The organism is Rossellomorea sp. GAMAL-10_SWC, assembly GCF_049568075.1.
GTDB lineage: Bacteria > Bacillota > Bacilli > Bacillales > Bacillaceae_G > Gottfriedia.
Genome location: NZ_CP144911.1, coordinates 4,920,604 through 4,938,305 on the forward strand (window position 1 = coordinate 4,920,604; position 17,702 = coordinate 4,938,305).

The following is a 17,702-nucleotide window of genomic DNA, read 5'->3' on the forward strand; positions in this document are numbered from 1 at the left end:
GTTCAGCCACGAACTTCGCCTCCAGTCATTTCCATGAATAAATCTTCCAATGTTTCAGACATTGTTTTAACGCCATTCACTTGTACATCTTCTGCTACGAATTGTTGAATGACCTCATTTATATTAAGAGGCGACATTCGGCACAGTATAAGCTCATCCTTTATTATGATATCTTGAATCGTAGAATCCTTTTTTAATATATCTAGCCCATTTTGTATTGGAGAAACTCGCCATTCAACTCTTTCAGCAGCTTCCTTTACTAATTCTTTTACTGTTGAAACTCTAATCATTTTCCCTTTATTTATAATTCCTACGCGATCGCAAATCATTTCGATTTCACTTAATAAATGACTTGAAATAAATACACTTATATTTTGCTCTTTAACAAGCATATGAATAAATTCACGCAATTCACGAATACCGGCTGGGTCTAATCCATTAGTTGGTTCATCTAAAATAAGAAGTTTTGGACCTCCAAGTAATGCTTGAGCAATTCCTAATCTTTGCTTCATACCGAGTGAATACGTCTTTACTTTTTCATGAATTCGATCCGTTAATTTTACTAAATTTACGACTTCACTTATTTTTTTATCATCTTTAATCCCTAACATTCTCGCAAATTGATTTAGATTTTCCCATCCAGTTAAATAACCGTATAATTCTGGATTCTCTACAATACATCCAATTTGTTGCATCGCTTCTTTGAAATGAGTTTTAACTGGATAACCAGCGATTTCAATTGTTCCTTTTGATGGTTTGATTAAACCGACTAGCATTCGTATAGTTGTTGTTTTTCCAGCTCCATTTGGACCTAGAAAGCCAAATACTTCACCTTCATAAACTTCAAATGAAACGTTATCGACTAGTACTTTTCCTTTAATACTCTTTGTAACACCCTCTAATTTAAGAACTTTATTCATTCGACTCACCTCGAAGCTGACTTCCTATTTTACTAGTTAAGCGATTGGCCATTTCTATATAACCGTCTTTGTTCGGATGAAAATGGTCAGTGTACAAATATTTCTTTTCTTCGTTAAAAAATAAATCGAATGTTGGAATAACGTATGCATTATTAGTTTGAAGTACCGATAATTCGAGTAGATTGTTCCATCTAGAAACAAAGCTTGAAGATGCATCCAAACCTTGAACATTATGAAATGGATTATAATATCCAAACGCATAAATAGATGCTGTAGTATTTTTTTGACGTATTAGTTTAAAAATTGATTGAAGATTATTTTTAAACGTTTTTTCATCTGGTCGATATGTCTTTAAAAATTGTTCATTTAATTGATTAGCGCCAGGAAATAAATCATTACTTCCAATGGAAAGAACAATTATGTCCGCAGTGCCAATCGTTTCTTGTATATTATTTTTCTTTAAATCGTTAAGTAAATTTGATGTTTTTGCGCCACTAACAGCTAAATTAGTGATTGTTGTTGGCTGTTTATACTCTTTTTGTAGAATGTTTTTTAATCTTCCTACATAACCTGTTCCTTCATCATCACCGACACCACGCGTAAGTGAGTCTCCTAATGCAACAATCTTCAGTTTATTATTTTTGGGAACACTGTCATTTTGATTATTTTTCTGAGCGTTATTATTCACGATTAGTTTGCTTTTTTGAGGATTTAAAACAGAATAAGCACCTTTCACGAAGCCATATGATAATAAAAGAAAACAAAGTAATGAAATGAACATGATAAACCGAACAAAATGATTGTATTTCAAATTTTACACCACCAAAAAAGGAAAAATTTTCATTATAAAATCATTATTACCATAATAAAATTAGATTTGCACGAAAAAACCTGTCCTCATAAAAAGAAGACAGGTTTTTTTGTTTTATGAAGCACGTTTTAATTCTTTTACTTCTAATTTTTGTTCATTATTCAAGTAGTAATATGCCATTCCGACACCAACTGAACCACCAATAATATTTCCAAGTGTAACTGGAATTAAATTATGCAATACATCACTAAAGGAAAAGGCTACATCATGTGGCATTATATAAGATAATGTAAAGACTGCTATATTTGCGATACTATGTTCATAACCAGAGAAGAAGAAAGCAAAGACTAATAAAAAGATCAGGAGCATTTTTGCTAGATCATCTTTAAATCTAGTTGGTAAAAAACAAGCAAGACAAACAAGCCAATTACATAAAATACCTTTAAAAAATAAGTGTAAAAATGATGCGTGAATTTTATGGTCAACTACACCTGTTAAAAAATGATCGGTAGGAAATTCCTTTGCTAGACCTGTAAAAAAATAAATAATCGCAAAAATAAATGCGCCAATAATATTTCCTGAGTAACACGCAATCCAGTTTTTTACTAAATCTAGTTTTGAAGTTTTTTTAGCTAAAGTTGAAAACGTAAAATACATCGTATTACTAGTAAATAATTCTCCACCACCATAAATAATCATAATTAATGCTGTAGAGAAAACCAGTGGATAAGCTACAGATGAAAATGGTGAATTTTGCAGTCTAAATAATTCGGCTAATTTTAAACAGACAATGAGAATAAAGCTTATATAAATAGAAGCTAAGGCAGCACGAGTTAAATATTTAATTAAGCTTTGGTCTAGTATTTTCTTTTTTTTAAGAGCTAAATCAATACAATATTGGATACTATCTCGTTCCAAATGGTTTCACTCCCTATGCGCTCTTTGATTAATACATACATAGTATACAGACAAAAAACGACGATAAGTTTGTGAAAATATGAACAAATTATGAAATTGAACAAGTTATATACTAATTATTATTTTTACTTTACATTTATAAATAATCACCTTAATACTGGTTGAAGATATAATATAATTTCATAGTAAACAGGTTTAGGTAAAAAAGGAAAGATCCAAATTAGATCTTGATAACTTAATAATAATATGGAGAGGTGATTTCGTTTGGAAAATGAATTTGAAGCAAAATTTGATGCGTTACTAAAAAAGTACACGGAATTGTTATTAGGAGATTGGTCAGAGGAAAAACAAGCTAAAGTGGAAAAATGGGTAATGTACACATACATATCAAAATCAATGCCCGCATTAGTAAAACATTGGAATGATACATATCCTCAAGCTAAAGAAGAAGTTGTTAATTTAATTAAAGAGATTAAAACGTTAAATGACCAGCATAGAGAAGCTATGGCTAACAAAAATAAGCAATAATATTTATCCATAATTTTCAAAGATGACGGCACTAAATAATTATGATAATATAATATTAAGTAAGGGCATACATTTTTCAATAAACAAAATTCGACAAATTATTAAATAATTGTTTTAACAAATTTTCATAGATGATACATTAGTAATATATAGAGAGAAAAGTAAAGTTTAATTTTGGGGGTAGAGTAATGGAACAAGTTATGAAGAATGCTTTTTTATTTATGTCTAAAAATAAGTTTTTGACTAAAATGGCTAAAAAATATGGCCTAAGATTTGGTGCAGGACGTTTTGTTGCAGGCGAAACAATCGATTTAGCTACAAAAGTTATTAAGGACTTAAATAAAAAGAATTTAAAAGTAACAATTGATTATCTTGGAGAATTCGTTGACACGGTTGAAGAAGCAAATGAAATGGCTGATCACTGTATCGAAGCAATTGAAGCGATTGGAAAAGAAAAATTAAATTCACAATGTTCTCTAAAAATGACTTCGATGGGTCTTGATATTTCTGACGAGTTAGTTTTATCAAACATGCGTCGTATTTTAGAGGCAGCTAAAAAGAATGGTGTATTCGTTACAATTGATATGGAAGATTTCACTCGTTGTGAAAAAACAATTCGTATCTTTAAGCAATTAAGATCTGAGTACGATAATATCGGAACAGTTATTCAAGCTTATTTATACAGAACTGAAAACGATATTACAGATTTAAACAGCTTAAAACCAAATTTACGTTTAGTAAAAGGTGCTTATAAAGAGCCTGCTGAAGTAGCATTCCCAGAGAAAAAAGATGTGGATGAAAACTTCAAAAAAATCATTAAAATGCACTTATTAAACGGTAACTTTACTGCAATCGCTTCACATGATGAAGCAATGATTGAGTATACAAAACAATTAGTAAAAGAACATAATATTCCAAATGATCAATTTGAGTTCCAAATGTTATACGGAATTCGTACAGAGCGTCAATTAGAGCTTGTTAAAGAAGGCTATAATATGCGAGTTTATGTTCCTTATGGTACTGACTGGTATGGATACTTCATGCGTCGTCTTGCAGAACGTCCTGCAAACGTTGCGTTCGTATTAAAAGGTATGTTCAGTAAATAATTTTAAAATTAAAGGCTAACTAAAAAGGATTGAGTGAGGATCCTTTTTAGTCAGCCTTTTTCTCTTTATACAGGATTTTTTTGTGATAAGTAGTTAGTAGTAAAACAACATTATTCATATCATTGCTTAATTCAGCAAGGTCCTAGTTTTGCTATTAAATTTGAGTGAAAAAAGCTTACTGACCCATGTTTTTTTTACCGTACTGCTGATTATTACTTTGTCTACCTTTTTCTTCTTTTTGATCTCCATGACTTGCATTACCTTGAACACTTGCTGCACTAACTCCACCCTTTGATGGATTTCTTTCACGTTTCATATCTTATCACCTCCATTTCTTAGACTAACCTATTTAAATAAAGTTATTAGTAAAAAATGGATTGTAATAAAAAAAGCAGAGGAAGGTAATTAGATAATAAATAAAATTTTATTAATTTGAACTTTTTGTTTATTGCGAAAAATAAGAATTTATCATATAGTGGAAGAAGAGGGCTCATTGATAATGGATTGGTTTATCCAGAAAGTGAATGAGTATTCATTCAAGATATGAGGAGGAGAAATGCATATGATCCAAAAAATTAAAAAAGCCGCTGTACTCGGCTCTGGTGTGATGGGATCTGGTATCGCTGCACACTTGGCAAACATAGGTATTCCAACATTACTACTTGATATTGTCCCAAGAGAACTATCTGAGGAAGATGCTGCAAAAGGTCTTTCTACTGACTCCAAAGAATTTCGTAATCGCTTTAGTCAAACGGCTATTCAGAAATTATTAAAACAAAAGCCAGCTCCTCTTGCATCTAAGAAAAACTTAACATTAATTCAAGCAGGTAACTTTGAAGATGACATGAGTCGTTTAAGCGAAGTTGACTGGATTATTGAAGTAGTTGTTGAAAATTTAGCAATTAAAAAACAAGTATTAGCTAGTGTTGATGCATACCGCAAACCAGGCTCAATCGTGAGCTCAAATACATCTGGTATTTCAATTGAAGCAATGTCTGAAGACTGTTCAGATGACTTCAAGAAACATTTCTTAGGCACACACTTTTTTAACCCACCACGTTATTTAAAATTATTAGAAGTTATTCCTACTAAACATACATCTGAAGAAGTACTTACATTTATGAAAAGTTTTGGAGAAGACGTTTTAGGTAAAGGCGTTGTATTAGCAAAAGATACTCCAAACTTTATTGGAAACCGTATCGGAACTTACGGATTACTTGTAACTGTACAAGAAATGCTTAAAGGCGGATACAGTGTTGGAGAAGTTGATTCTATCACTGGTCCAATGATTGGACGCCCTTCTAGTGCTACATTCCGCACATTGGATGTAGTTGGATTAGATACATTTATCCATGTTGCAAACAATGTGTATGAGCTAGTAGAAGGCGAAGAGAAGGAAGTATTTAAAGTTCCAGAATTTATGAAGGAAATGGCTAATCGTAATTGGCTTGGTAGTAAGTCTGGGCAAGGATTCTTCCTAAAGCAAGGTAAAGAAATCCTAGAATTAGATCCAAGCACATTTGAATATGGAGAAAGAAAAAGTCTAAAAACAGCTTCAACTGAAAGCATTAAACAAGTTAAAGGCTTAGCGAATAAGTTGAAAGCGCTTGTATACGCTGATGATCGAGCAGGTAATTTCTTATGGAGTATTATTAGCCCGGTATTAGTCTATTCAGCTGAATTGTCTGGTGAAATTTCTGATAACATCGTCGGAATTGACCAAGCAATGAAGTGGGGATTTGGCTGGGATTTAGGACCATTTGAAATTTGGGATGCAATTGGTGTATCTAAATCAGTTGTACGAATGGAAAGCGAAGGCCTAACTGTACCGAATTGGGTTAAGAATATGATCGATAGTGGTAACGAAACATTTTATAAGCAAGACAATGGAGTGACTAGTTTCTATCATAATGGCCAATTTGAAGAGCTAGTAAGAAACGAAAAAGAAGTTAAATTAAGTGTTTTAAAAGAACAGGGTCGTATTATTAAACAAAATTCAGGTGCGAGTTTAATTGACCTTGGAGATGGAGTTGCATGTTTAGAATTCCATACAAAGAGCAATGCAATTGGTATGGATATTACGCAAATGATTAACTTCGCAGTTGACGAAGTTTCAAAGAATTATAAAGGTTTAGTAATTGGTAACCAAGCTAAAAACTTCTGCGTTGGTGCTAATTTAGCAATGATTTTAATGGAAGCGCAAGATGACAACTATTTTGAGATTGAAATGGTTGTTAAAGGATTCCAACAAGCAATGATGAAAATTAAGTACTCAGATAAACCAGTAGTTGTAGCTCCTTACGGTATGACACTAGGTGGCGGTACTGAAATTTGTTTACCAGCTGCTAGTGTAGTTGCTTCTTCTGAAACTTATATGGGCTTAGTAGAAGTTGGAGTAGGCTTAATTCCAGGTGGGGGCGGTAGTAAAGAGCTTTACATTAAACAATTAAAACAGTTCCCAGAAGGTATTGAGTTTGACTTGCAAGGTCTTGCAAATCGTGTATTTGAGACAGTTGCAATGGCAAAAGTATCGACTTCTGCTCAAGAAGCTTTTGAAAATGGATTCTTAAATCATGATGATCGCAAAGTATTTAATGCAGATCACTTAATTTATGAAGCAAAACAACGAGTACTTGAGTTATATGAAGCAGGTTATAGCGCTCCGATTCGTGAAAAAGTACCAGTAGTTGGTGAGTCTGGTTATGCAACTTTATTAGCTGGTGCAAACTCAATGTACTATTCTGGTTATATTAGTGAACATGATTTAACTATTGCTAAGAAATTAGCGTATGTAATTGCAGGTGGAAAAGTACCATTTGGAACGTTAGTAGACGAAGAGTATTTATTAAATATTGAACGTGAAGCATTTTTAAGTTTAATTTCTGAAATGAAATCTCAAGCTCGTATGCAACACATGCTTGTAAAAGGAAAACCGTTACGTAATTAATTGGAGATGGAGGGAAGAACATGAGAGAAGCTGTTATTGTAGCGGGTGCGAGAACACCTGTAGGTAAAGCGAAAAAAGGATCACTAGCAACAGTTCGTCCAGATGATTTAGGGGCATTAGTTGTAAAAGAAACATTAAAGCGTGCGGGAAATTACGATGGTCCAATCGATGATATTATTTTTGGTTGCTCTTCGCCGGAAGCTGAGCAAGGATTCAACATGGCGCGTAATATTGGGGCACTAGCTGGATTATCGCATTCAGTTCCAGGAATTACAGTGAACCGTTATTGTTCTTCAGGTCTACAAAGTATTGCTTATGCAAGTGAACGAATTATGTTAGGCCATTCTGAAGCTATTATTGCAGGCGGAGCAGAATCTATGAGTTTACTTCCAATGGGAGGGCATGTTGCTCGTTTAAATAGTAGATTAGTAGAAAATGCACCAGAGTATTATATGGGCATGGGGCATACTGCTGAGCAGGTTGCCAATCGTTATGGTATTTCAAGAGAAGATCAGGATGCTTTTGCGGTGCGTAGTCATCAACGCGCTGCAGCGGCTATTAAAGAAGGGCGTTTTGTAGACGAAATCGTTCCAGTTGATGTAACGCTACGTTCGGTTAACGCTAACAATAAATTAGAAGAAAAGAATTTTACGTTCTCTCAAGATGAGGGTGTTCGAGAAGGTACATCTACTGAAGTATTAGCTAAATTAAGACCAGCATTTAATGTGAGAGGTTCAGTAACGGCTGGTAACTCTTCGCAAACAAGTGACGGGGCAGCAGCAGTGTTAGTAATGGATCGTGAAAAAGCAGAAGCTGAAGGACTAAGTCCATTATTAAAATTCCGTTCATTTGCAGTAGCTGGCGTAGCTCCAGAAGTAATGGGAATTGGACCTGTTGAAGCAATTCCAAAAGCTCTTAAATTAGCAGGATTAAGCTTATCAGACATTGGAATATTTGAATTAAATGAAGCATTCGCTTCTCAATCAATTCAAATTATTCGTCACTTAGGACTTGATGAAGATCGTGTAAACGTAAACGGTGGCGCGATTGCATTAGGGCATCCACTAGGTTGTACTGGTACTAAACTAACTTTATCTTTATTACATGAGATGAAGCGTCGTGGTGAACAGTTCGGGATCGTAACGATGTGCGTAGGTGGCGGAATGGGTGCTGCCGGAGTATTTGAATTAGTCTAATAGATGTACGTAAATAGATTGGTAGAATCATATCTTCAAACAAGTAAATAGAAAATAGGAGGAATTTACGATGGAAAAAACAATCGGTAACTTACTTAAAGGCGGAAGCTTTTTAACAACAGAAGTGACTTTTGATAAAGTTTTTACACCAGAGGATTTTTCAGATGAGCATAAATTAATTGCAAAAACAACTGAAGATTTTGTAGTTAATGAAGTTTTACCTGAATTAGAATATTTAGAGCAACACGAATTTGATCGTACTGTAAGATTATTAAAACAAGCTGGCGAGCTAGGATTATTAGCAGCAGATGTGCCAGAAGAGTATGGTGGAATCGCACTAGATAAAATTAGCTCAGCATTAATTACAGAAAAAATTTCACGTGGTGGTGGATTCTCACTTTCTCAAGGAGCGCACGTAGGGATCGGTACACTTCCAATCGTATTATTTGGAAATCATGATCAAAAGCAACGCTATTTACCAGGATTAGCATCAGGTGAGAAATTTGCAGCTTATGCATTAACGGAGCCAGGTTCAGGGTCAGATGCATTAGGAGCAAAAACTGTTGCTAAATTAAATGCTGAAGGAACTCACTACATTTTAAATGGTGAGAAACAATGGATTACAAACTCTGCATTTGCAGATGTATTTGTTGTATATGCAAAAATTGATGGGGAGCACTTCTCAGCATTTATCGTTGAGAGAGATTATGAAGGTGTTTCGACTGGTCCAGAAGAAAAGAAAATGGGGATTAAATCATCTTCAACTCGTACATTAATATTAGAAGATGTAAAAGTTCCTGTAGAAAACCTTTTAGGTGAAATTGGAAAAGGTCATGTTATTGCATTTAATATTTTAAATATTGGTCGTTATAAATTAGCTGTAGGTACAGTTGGTGGATCAAAACGTGCTTTAGAATTATCTGCAACGTATGCTAACCAACGCCAACAATTCAAAACACCAATTGCAAAATTTAGTTTAATTCAAGAAAAATTAGCAAATATGGCTACAAAAATTTATGCAAGTGAAAGTTCAGCATATCGTACTGTAGGACTTTTTGAGGATCGCTTTAGTCAATTAACTGAAGAGCAAGCAAAAGATCCAAAAGCAGTAGCAGCTGCTGTAGCAGAGTATGCAATTGAATGTTCATTAAATAAATTCTTCTGTTCAGAAGTATTAGACTATGTAGCTGACGAAGGAGTACAAATCCACGGTGGTTATGGCTTCATGGCTGAATATGAAATTGAGCGTATTTACCGTGATTCTCGTATTAACCGAATTTTTGAAGGAACAAACGAAATTAATCGTTTAATTGTACCAAGCACTTACCTTCGAAAAGCAATGAGCGGAGAGCTTCCATTACTTCAACAAGCTCAACAAATTCAAGAAGAGTTAATGATGTTAATGCCTGAAGAAGTTGGAGACGCTCCTTTAGAGCAAGAAAAATATTTAGTACGTAATGCAAAGAAAATTGCGATCATGATTGCTGGTTTAGCAGTTCAAAAATTCGGTAAAGCATTAAGTAATGAACAAGAAATTCTAGTAAATATTGCAGATATCGTAAGTAATATTTATGCAATGGAATCGACAGTTCTACGTACTGAAAAAGCAATTAATAAAGTAGGCTTAGAAAAATCAAACCAAAAATTACTTTATACTCAAGTATTCTGCCAAGAAGCGTTTAATGAAATCGAAGCACATGCGAAGGAAACACTTGTTGCTGTTGAGTCTGGTGATACATTAAGAATGATGACTTCAGCACTTCGTAAGTTTACACGTCATACGCCAATTAATGTCATTGCGAAGAAGCGTGAAATTGCAGCGAATGTATTAGATGAAGAACGTTATACTGTATAAAATTAAAAAACTGCCGATCTGTTGATTGGCAGTTTTTTTTATTTAACATTTGTCATGCAAACATTAAACGGCTTTTAAAACCTCATTTTAGGCTAATAATTCCATAAATTTATTCTCTATTTCATTAGTCGTATGATTTTTGTATTTCCAAAAAATTTGAAGACATTGTTTAAAGCGTTTTAAATTACCTAATTTATATGCTTTATTTACTACATATAGTAGTTCCTGTAGCCCTTCTTCAAATTCATTTTGTGCACATTGATATAAGGCTTGGGCATAATGGAAATGCAAATACAAATACAGTTCTATCTTCCTCCTCGGTTCTTTGGTAGTAGGAAAATCAATAAATAGATGTTGAGAATGATTTAATAGCTCTTTAGCTTCTTCTAATCGTCCAACCTTTACATACCCTTCTATGATTAGTGGTAAAGCAATATAAAAATAGTCACTCTCTTTATACCAAGAAAGGCATTGATCCAAGTAATCTAGTTGACACAAAGAAAGTTTAGGAAATTAAAATACAATTGTGAAGATAGTGCTAGAACCAAATGGCCGGTCAGCCTTCCTTTAAAATGAACAATTGTATCTTCATTTATTATTTATAAAAGTTTAAAGGATATTTTTTCCATAAATTGTGCCATACTAGTAAATGCTGAGAAAAGCTTAATTCTTCAGTAGAAAAAATTTAGAAAAAACTTTATATCAAAAAAATAATCTGATTTTTGATTTGAAAACACCTATAAACACGAACATTATACTAGTTTGAATGAGTGAATGTTGTTATAATGTTGTTGTGCGACAATTTATTACAGAATTTTCGAACGGAACTATTTTAACTCGCATATTCCCTGTGATAAAATAGAGTTTGGGAGGAGTTGCTAAAATGAGTATCATTTTTTATACATATCCAAAATGTGGAACTTGTCGAAAAGCCGCTTCTTGGCTTAAAGAACATAATATTCCGGTTGAAGCAATTGATATTACATTAAATCCACCTTCAAAGGAGTTACTTGCTGATCTTTATAAAGCAAGTGGAATTTCTATAAATAAATTATTTAATACAAGTGGCGTTAAATATCGTGAGCTTGGATTGAAGGATGTTATTCCAACAAAAACTGAGGACGAGCTATTAGAACTTTTAAGCTCAGATGGTAAGTTAATCAAAAGACCTCTACTTTTTAATGGAGATCAGGCGACAGTTGGTTTTAATGAGGAAGTATTTGAAAAGGTTTGGTTATAAAAATAACTATAAAATTTTAGGTAATTAATCAGAGGAGGATTTCACAATGTCAATTCCAAATGAACTACGTTATTCAGAAGAGCATGAGTGGGTAAAAGTTGAAGGTAACAAATACTATATCGGTATTACTCATTTTGCTCAATCAGAACTTGGAGATATCGTATTTGTTGAGCTACCAGAAGTAGGCGATGAACTTACTATTAATGAGCCATTCGGTAGCGTTGAGTCTGTAAAAACAGTATCTGAACTATATGCTCCAATCAGTGGTAAAGTAATCGAAGTAAACTCTGATCTAGATGAAAACCCTGAATTCGTAAACGAATCTCCATACGAAAAAGCATGGATGGTAGTTGTTGAAGCTACAAACGCTTCTCAACTTGATGAGTTAATGACTGCTGGTCAATACGAAGAAATGATTAATCAAGACTAATTATCTAAAATTAAGCGTCCAAATTGGGCGCTTTTTTATTTTATGTGTATAATTAATGTAATAAAGCTTAACTTATTTACATAAAACATTATTTAAAGGGACATTTTCATTTAGGTAAAAAAAGGAAACAACAAAAGGGAAATCGAATATACTATATACAAAAGATTTTTAGTCAAAAGTTTTTGAGTCCTATACATTAGGTGATGCCCAGTGAATATTGAAGATCAAAGAAAAGTTATCATTGTCGAAGGTACTACTGATAAGAGAAAAATACAGACGATTATAAAGGAGCCTGTAGATATTATCTGTACGAATGGTACAGTTGGTACTTCAAAGCTAGATGAGCTTGCTGAAATGTTAGATTTAAGAGAAATTTATGTGTTAGTAGATGCAGATGAGGCTGGTGAAAAGCTTAGAAGACTGTTAAAAAGAGAATTTCCACAGGCAGAGCATCTGTACATTGATAGAAGTTATCGAGAAGTGGCAACAGCTCCGAGTCAACATTTAGCTAGTGTATTATTAGGGGCGGATATTTTAGTATTTACAGATTATTTACGTACAAATTAAAGAGGATTAAAGATCATGCAGCAATGGACAAAGAATGAAATAATGCAAAGAATTCAATCAAAAGAGACGACAGTTATTTATATTTATACCGCAATGTGTGGTACATGCCAAGTAGCTTCTAAAATGCTAGAAATTGTAAATGAGATTCTGCCAAATTTACCTATAAGCAAGGTGAATATTAATGAAATAGTGGAAGAAGCTCAAAACTGGAAGGTTGAAAGTGTACCTTGTTTACTTATTTTTGAAAATGGGGAAATGAAACAAAAAATCTACGCTTTCCAGTCAGTACCATATTTACATGAATTGTTAAAAAAATATAATTTATATATTAAACGATGAGTGCATACTGAATGTTGCACTCTTTTTATTTGGCTTAAAATATTTCCTGATATTAGACATATTTCTCGGGAAATGAGTTGAATGCTGTAGAAATAAAATTAAAATATAGATTTTTATCAAAGTAAATGTCGAGCGAAATATAAAGAATACACCTCTTATCTATGAGAAAATAAGATTAAAGAATCCAAGAAGAGGTGTTTATTATGGAAATCAAGGAGTGGATAGGACAAGCTAGAAACTTATTTATAAAAAAAGAATATTTACAAATTATTTTGCCCATCGAAGAAAGAATTGTAGAATTTAACTGTCTAAATGAAAAATTATTTATAAAGTTAAGTAAAAAGGCTCCTTTTATAGAGATAATTGATCGTTCGATTCCGCAACTTAGAGTTAATTTTTCGAAAGATGGATGGGAATATTTAAATTCAGGTTCGCAAAGATTAGGACTTTTATTAAAACTGAAAGATGCTTCTTTTGAAGGGAACTATCGATTATTACTACTAATGGAAACGATTTTTCAATATACAAGTGTTGAAAACGAAAAAAAACTTTTAGAAAATTGTTGACAATTAGTGTCTAACTTTGTAGAATTGGACTTACGTTAAAGAAATTACGTTAAACAACTTAATAGATCGTAAGATTACTCTTATCGAGAGAGGTGGAGGGACTGTGCCCTGTGAAACCCAGCAACCGTCAATGAGATCGTCATTGAAATGGTGCTAATTCCTGCAAAGCATGTGCTTTGAGAGATGAGAGAAAGGAATACTTTTTGTATGTTAAACCTTTCTGCTCATATGAGTTGAAAGGTTTTTTTATTATTACGAGACTAAAAAAGTACTTTCTTACAAAAAATTGAAAGATGAGTTGTTAGAATGTTTTGAAAGGAGAACGAATGTATGATTCAAATAAATAATGTAAGTAAAATATACAAAGGTAAAAAGGGCACAGTTACCGCAGTACAAAATGTTTCGTTAACGATTGAAGCAGGTGAAATTTTTGGCATGATCGGATATAGCGGCGCAGGGAAAAGTACGCTATTACGTATGCTAAATGGGCTTGAGGCGCCTACATCAGGTGAAGTCATTATAAATGGTCAATCGATTTCGAAATGTTCATCTAGTCAGTTAAGAAAAGCAAGACAGAAAATAGGGATGATTTTTCAGCATTTCAATTTATTGTGGTCAAGAACTGTATTAGAAAATATACTTTTCCCACTTGAAATTGCTAAGGTTCCAAAAAAAGAAAGCATTAATCGTGCGAAAGAATTAATCAAACTTGTAGGTCTTAAAGGTAGAGAGAATGCTTATCCTTCTGAACTTAGTGGAGGTCAAAAGCAACGCGTCGGAATTGCAAGAGCACTTGCTAATAACCCAGATGTTCTTTTATGCGATGAAGCGACTTCTGCATTGGATCCAGAGACAACAGATTCAATATTAGCTTTACTGACAAATATTAATAAACAGCTTGGTATTACAATTATCCTAATTACTCATGAAATGCATGTTATACAAAAGATATGCCAACGAGTAGCTGTAATGGAAAACGGAAATGTAGTAGAAGAAGGCCATGTTGTTGATGTATTTACTCGTCCAAAACAAGCAATTACAAAGAAATTTGTAACACAAATCAAAGGCAATGATGAAGACAGTAAAGTAATTTCTGAAGGTGATGGGAAGGATAATACTTACAAGCTAACCTTTAAAAATGGTCAAGCAGATCAGCCGCATATTTCTGAGGTTGTTAAGCACTTTGATATTGAGATTAACATTTTACAAGGAAAAATTGTTCAAACTGCTGAAGGCTCTTATGGGACAATGAAGATTCAACTTGTTGGAGACATAAATAACATCAAAGAAGCAATTGCTTACTTAGAATCAAAACAAGTTGAAGTGGAGGTAGCATAAGATGACACAACTTTTTCCGAATGTTGATTGGGATGCAATGCTTTTAGCTACTCAAGAAACATTATTCATGACAGTAATAGCTGCGCTTGCAACGTTCATTTTTGGACTAATTATAGGTTTATTCTTATTTTTAACTAGTAAAGACCAGTTGCTTGAAAATAAATTTTTTAATACAATCCTAGCAGCGTTTGTAAATATTTTTCGTTCAATACCGTTTATCATTTTAATTATTTTATTAATTCCATTTACGATCTTTATACTTGGCTCTATGCTTGGAGCAAAAGCAGCATTACCTGCATTAATTATTGGTGCTGCACCATTCTATGCAAGGATGGTCGAAATCGGATTACGTGAAATTGATAAAGGTGTAATCGAAGCTGCAAGAGCAATGGGGGCTAGTACCTTTACAATCATCCTAAAAGTATTAATTCCAGAAGCATTACCAGCAATTATTTCAGGCTTAACTGTTACTACAATCGCAATTGTTGGTTATACTGCAATGGCTGGTGTAGTAGGTGGTGGTGGACTTGGTAACTTAGCATTTATGGAAGGATACCAACGTTCTAATAACCAAGTAACGCTTGTTGCGACAGTAATTATTTTATTAATCGTATTCATTCTTCAATTTATTGGTGATTTAGTAACAACAAAAATAGATAAACGAGCTTAATCATATAAGGGAGGAACTAACAATGAAATTCAAAAAAATCGTAGGAATTTTAGGAGCAGGTGTTTTAGCATTATCTTTAGCAGCATGTAATAAAGGTGGAGAAGATAAAAATAAAGAATTAGTGGTTGGTGCATCAAATGTACCTCACGCAGTTATTTTAGAACAAGCTAAACCAATCCTTAAAAAAGAAGGAATTAACTTAAAAATTGTTAAATTCCAAGATTATGTATTACCAAATAAAGCACTTGCTTCAAAAGAATTAGATGCAAACTATTTCCAACACATTCCATATTTAGAAGCTCAAATGAAAGAAAATGGTTATAAATTTGAAAATGCTGGTGGAATCCACATCGAGCCGATCGGAGTTTACTCTAAAAAATATAAGAGCTTAGATGAGCTGCCAGATGGAGCTAAAATTATCATGAGTAGCTCAGTAGCTGACCATGGTCGTATGTTAAGCTTATTACAACAAGTAGGTTTAATTAAACTTAAAGCTGGAATTGATCCAACTACTGCTCAAATTAAAGACATTGCTGAGAATCCAAAACACTTAAAATTCCAAGCTGATGTAGACGCTGGAATGCTTCCAAAAGTTTATCAAAACAATGAAGGCGATGCAGTGTTAATTAACACAAACTACGCGATTGATGCTGGATTAAACCCAATGAAGGATGCTATTGCTTTAGAAGGTAAAGAATCTCCATATGTAAACATTATCGCTGTTCGTAAAGGTGACAAAGATAAAAAAGAAATCAAAGAACTTGTAAAAGTTTTACACTCTAAAGAAATTCAAGATTTCATCATAAAAAAATATAAAGGTGCAGTAGTACCTGTAAGTCAATAATATGAAAAGAGTGGGTATCCCAGTTGTAATTTTATGGGAACCCTCTTTTTTATTTGAAAAACTAGTAACTGCAAATAAATTTTGAAAATCGCAAATAAAATTGGCAAAACTGCAATTAAATTTAGAGAATCGCAAATAAAGTTTGGGAATTTGCAATTAAATCCCAAGGAATCGCAAAAAAAAATAGAAAATTACCTATAAAAGGTATTACGACCTTAATATTGTACAATTGTTGAGACTATTATGTGGAAGTTTATCAAATACGCAAACTTCTTTCTGAATCGAATAAAAATCTGCTAAATATTTCTAAAAAGATCGATTACAAACAACAAATGAACGAAAATACCTACGACTCCAAAGTACTTGTAATTTAATAATAAAAAAGGGTTGTACATAAGTCAGTGAATCTAACTTTATGAAACAGCCCTTTTTATTTTTAATTCTTCACAAGGATTTGATTTACAGGTGAGATTGGTGGTCGTTCAGCAATAACCTCAATAATATTTTTAGCTGCTATTTCTGACATAGCATCACGAGTTTCATATGTTGCATTTCCGATATGAGGTGTTAATACAACATTTGTAAGTGATTTTAGTTCTTCTGTTATTTTTGGTTCGAATTCAAATACATCTAGAGCAGCACCTGCAATAACACCTTCTTTTAATGCGTCTACTAATTCCTGTTCGTTCGCTAAAGGGCCTCTAGCTGCATTGATAAAAAACGCAGTATCTTTCATCTTGTAAAACTCTTCTTTTCCAAATAAATGGTGTAGCTCGGGTTTGTAAGGACAATGAAGGGTAATATAGTCAGAAGTCTGTAAAAGTTCATCCATTGATCCGTATGTGGCATTTAATTCTTGTTCGAGTTCAGTACTTAATCTTCTTGGTTGATGATAAATAATATTCATATTAAACGCCTTAGCTCGTTTAGCTACTGCTTGTCCAATATTTCCAAAACCGAAAATACCTAAAGTTTTTCCTGATACTTCTGTTCCTCTAAAGAATAATGGAGCCCACCCTTCAAAACCTTTTGTACGGCAAAGTTCGTCTCCTTCGACTATTCTTCTCGAAACAGCTAAGAGAATTCCTAAAGTTAGCTCTGCAGTTGCGTCTGTAGAAACGAGAGGAGTGTTTGTAACATGGATCCCCTTACTAGTTGCATAATCTACATCGATATTATTAAATCCTGCTCCGTAGTTAGCAATAATTTTTACATTTTTAGCAGCATCAATTACTCTTTTTGTGATTGGAGTCGATAGCAAACTTAAAATTGCATCTACCCCACCAACAAGCTCACACAATTCATCTTCTGTAATTAATTTCTCATTTTCATAAACAATGACATGATGATCTTTTAATAATTCCTCAGCCTTTTCTGGGATTTTTCCCGCTACCAAGATATGTGCCAAATTAGAAACCTTCTTTCAA

19 protein-coding genes and 1 riboswitch are annotated in these 17,702 nt (G+C 33.3%); of the genes, 13 read left to right on the top strand and 6 right to left on the bottom strand.

Annotation, left to right across the window (positions count from 1 at the left end; genetic code table 11):
* Nucleotides 1-2 precede the first annotated feature (2 nt).
* The 3 genes from V5E38_RS23725 to V5E38_RS23735 form a co-directional block, all read right to left on the bottom strand.
* Complete coding sequence (locus V5E38_RS23725) at nt 3-920, bottom strand: ABC transporter ATP-binding protein (RefSeq protein ID WP_499211678.1); 918 nt, start codon at nt 918-920, stop codon at nt 3-5.
* Nucleotides 913-1,731 (bottom strand): SGNH/GDSL hydrolase family protein, encoded by an 819-nt coding sequence (locus V5E38_RS23730; protein WP_499211679.1) that lies wholly within the window; start codon nt 1,729-1,731, stop codon nt 913-915. The genes V5E38_RS23725 and V5E38_RS23730 overlap by 8 nt, the downstream gene beginning before the upstream one ends.
* Nucleotides 1,732-1,845: 114 nt before the next feature.
* Nucleotides 1,846-2,649, bottom strand: a complete 804-nt coding sequence (locus V5E38_RS23735; RefSeq protein ID WP_499211680.1) for a formate/nitrite transporter family protein — start codon at nt 2,647-2,649, stop codon at nt 1,846-1,848.
* 264 nt (nt 2,650-2,913) lie between these two features.
* Here V5E38_RS23735 and V5E38_RS23740 point away from each other — a divergent pair, with 264 nt between their 5' ends.
* Nucleotides 2,914-3,177 (top strand): DUF2573 family protein, encoded by a 264-nt coding sequence (locus V5E38_RS23740; protein ID WP_056468800.1) that lies wholly within the window; start codon nt 2,914-2,916, stop codon nt 3,175-3,177.
* 188 nt (nt 3,178-3,365) lie between these two features.
* Nucleotides 3,366-4,283, top strand: a complete 918-nt coding sequence (locus V5E38_RS23745; protein ID WP_098232477.1) for a proline dehydrogenase family protein — start codon at nt 3,366-3,368, stop codon at nt 4,281-4,283.
* A gap of 175 nt (nt 4,284-4,458) precedes the next feature.
* Here the strand turns inward: V5E38_RS23745 and V5E38_RS23750 are convergent, their stop codons facing one another.
* Entirely contained in the window at nt 4,459-4,599 is a 141-nt protein-coding gene (locus V5E38_RS23750) for a YuzL family protein (protein ID WP_091023494.1), read from the bottom strand.
* A gap of 249 nt (nt 4,600-4,848) precedes the next feature.
* Here V5E38_RS23750 and V5E38_RS23755 point away from each other — a divergent pair, with 249 nt between their 5' ends.
* The 3 genes from V5E38_RS23755 to V5E38_RS23765 all read left to right on the top strand — a co-directional run bounded on the left by V5E38_RS23755 (nt 4,849) and on the right by V5E38_RS23765 (nt 10,281).
* Nucleotides 4,849-7,230, top strand: a complete 2,382-nt coding sequence (locus V5E38_RS23755) for a 3-hydroxyacyl-CoA dehydrogenase/enoyl-CoA hydratase family protein (RefSeq protein WP_499213636.1) — start codon at nt 4,849-4,851, stop codon at nt 7,228-7,230.
* 20 nt (nt 7,231-7,250) lie between these two features.
* Nucleotides 7,251-8,426, top strand: coding sequence for an acetyl-CoA C-acetyltransferase (locus tag V5E38_RS23760; RefSeq protein WP_499211681.1), 1,176 nt, complete (start codon nt 7,251-7,253; stop codon nt 8,424-8,426).
* A 70-nt stretch (nt 8,427-8,496) separates the two neighbouring features.
* A complete protein-coding gene (locus V5E38_RS23765; RefSeq protein ID WP_499211682.1) occupies nt 8,497-10,281 on the top strand; it encodes an acyl-CoA dehydrogenase family protein in 1,785 nt (594 codons plus the stop codon).
* Nucleotides 10,282-10,368: 87 nt separating this feature from the next.
* Here the strand turns inward: V5E38_RS23765 and V5E38_RS23770 are convergent, their stop codons facing one another.
* Nucleotides 10,369-10,761 carry a hypothetical protein gene (locus V5E38_RS23770; RefSeq protein WP_499211683.1) on the bottom strand — a complete coding sequence of 131 codons (393 nt, stop codon included), beginning with the start codon at nt 10,759-10,761 and terminating at the stop codon, nt 10,369-10,371.
* A gap of 403 nt (nt 10,762-11,164) precedes the next feature.
* Here V5E38_RS23770 and V5E38_RS23775 point away from each other — a divergent pair, with 403 nt between their 5' ends.
* From V5E38_RS23775 to metQ, 8 genes are all read left to right on the top strand, one after another.
* On the top strand, nt 11,165-11,521 hold the full coding sequence (locus V5E38_RS23775) for an arsenate reductase family protein (RefSeq protein WP_098231638.1): 357 nt from the start codon (nt 11,165-11,167) through the stop codon (nt 11,519-11,521).
* A gap of 46 nt (nt 11,522-11,567) precedes the next feature.
* A complete protein-coding gene (gcvH, locus tag V5E38_RS23780) occupies nt 11,568-11,951 on the top strand; it encodes a glycine cleavage system protein GcvH (protein WP_098428612.1) in 384 nt (127 codons plus the stop codon).
* 216 nt (nt 11,952-12,167) lie between these two features.
* Nucleotides 12,168-12,518 carry a ribonuclease M5 gene (locus V5E38_RS23785; RefSeq protein ID WP_088014517.1) on the top strand — a complete coding sequence of 117 codons (351 nt, stop codon included), beginning with the start codon at nt 12,168-12,170 and terminating at the stop codon, nt 12,516-12,518.
* Between the two features lie 15 nt (nt 12,519-12,533).
* Nucleotides 12,534-12,857, top strand: coding sequence for a thioredoxin family protein (locus tag V5E38_RS23790; protein WP_097976300.1), 324 nt, complete (start codon nt 12,534-12,536; stop codon nt 12,855-12,857).
* A 203-nt stretch (nt 12,858-13,060) separates the two neighbouring features.
* The gene (locus V5E38_RS23795) at nt 13,061-13,423 is read left to right on the top strand and encodes a hypothetical protein (protein WP_097976302.1); all 363 of its coding nucleotides are present in this window, start codon (nt 13,061-13,063) and stop codon (nt 13,421-13,423) included.
* A gap of 77 nt (nt 13,424-13,500) precedes the next feature.
* A riboswitch (SAM riboswitch) is annotated at nt 13,501-13,613 on the top strand.
* A gap of 140 nt (nt 13,614-13,753) precedes the next feature.
* On the top strand, nt 13,754-14,761 hold the full coding sequence (locus tag V5E38_RS23800; protein ID WP_499211684.1) for a methionine ABC transporter ATP-binding protein: 1,008 nt from the start codon (nt 13,754-13,756) through the stop codon (nt 14,759-14,761).
* Nucleotide 14,762: 1 nt separating this feature from the next.
* Nucleotides 14,763-15,431, top strand: coding sequence for a methionine ABC transporter permease (locus V5E38_RS23805; RefSeq protein WP_331224681.1), 669 nt, complete (start codon nt 14,763-14,765; stop codon nt 15,429-15,431).
* A gap of 22 nt (nt 15,432-15,453) precedes the next feature.
* The gene (metQ, locus tag V5E38_RS23810; RefSeq protein WP_499211685.1) at nt 15,454-16,275 is read left to right on the top strand and encodes a MetQ/NlpA family ABC transporter substrate-binding protein; all 822 of its coding nucleotides are present in this window, start codon (nt 15,454-15,456) and stop codon (nt 16,273-16,275) included.
* A gap of 436 nt (nt 16,276-16,711) precedes the next feature.
* On the opposite strand, the gene V5E38_RS23815 is transcribed toward metQ, so the two are convergent.
* Nucleotides 16,712-17,683 carry a 2-hydroxyacid dehydrogenase family protein gene (locus V5E38_RS23815; protein ID WP_098565765.1) on the bottom strand — a complete coding sequence of 324 codons (972 nt, stop codon included), beginning with the start codon at nt 17,681-17,683 and terminating at the stop codon, nt 16,712-16,714.
* Between the last annotated feature and the right edge of the window lie 19 nt (nt 17,684-17,702).

Coding starts and splice junctions, on each gene's coding strand:
- V5E38_RS23725 (WP_499211678.1), bottom strand. CDS start 920: ATGAATAAAGTTCTTAAATTAGAGGGTGTTACAAAGAGTATTAAAGGA.
- V5E38_RS23745 (WP_098232477.1), top strand. CDS start 3,366: ATGGAACAAGTTATGAAGAATGCTTTTTTATTTATGTCTAAAAATAAG.
- V5E38_RS23750 (WP_091023494.1), bottom strand. CDS start 4,599: ATGAAACGTGAAAGAAATCCATCAAAGGGTGGAGTTAGTGCAGCAAGT.
- V5E38_RS23760 (WP_499211681.1), top strand. CDS start 7,251: ATGAGAGAAGCTGTTATTGTAGCGGGTGCGAGAACACCTGTAGGTAAA.
- V5E38_RS23765 (WP_499211682.1), top strand. CDS start 8,497: ATGGAAAAAACAATCGGTAACTTACTTAAAGGCGGAAGCTTTTTAACA.
- V5E38_RS23775 (WP_098231638.1), top strand. CDS start 11,165: ATGAGTATCATTTTTTATACATATCCAAAATGTGGAACTTGTCGAAAA.
- gcvH (WP_098428612.1), top strand. CDS start 11,568: ATGTCAATTCCAAATGAACTACGTTATTCAGAAGAGCATGAGTGGGTA.
- V5E38_RS23790 (WP_097976300.1), top strand. CDS start 12,534: ATGCAGCAATGGACAAAGAATGAAATAATGCAAAGAATTCAATCAAAA.
- V5E38_RS23795 (WP_097976302.1), top strand. CDS start 13,061: ATGGAAATCAAGGAGTGGATAGGACAAGCTAGAAACTTATTTATAAAA.
- V5E38_RS23800 (WP_499211684.1), top strand. CDS start 13,754: ATGATTCAAATAAATAATGTAAGTAAAATATACAAAGGTAAAAAGGGC.
- V5E38_RS23805 (WP_331224681.1), top strand. CDS start 14,763: ATGACACAACTTTTTCCGAATGTTGATTGGGATGCAATGCTTTTAGCT.
- metQ (WP_499211685.1), top strand. CDS start 15,454: ATGAAATTCAAAAAAATCGTAGGAATTTTAGGAGCAGGTGTTTTAGCA.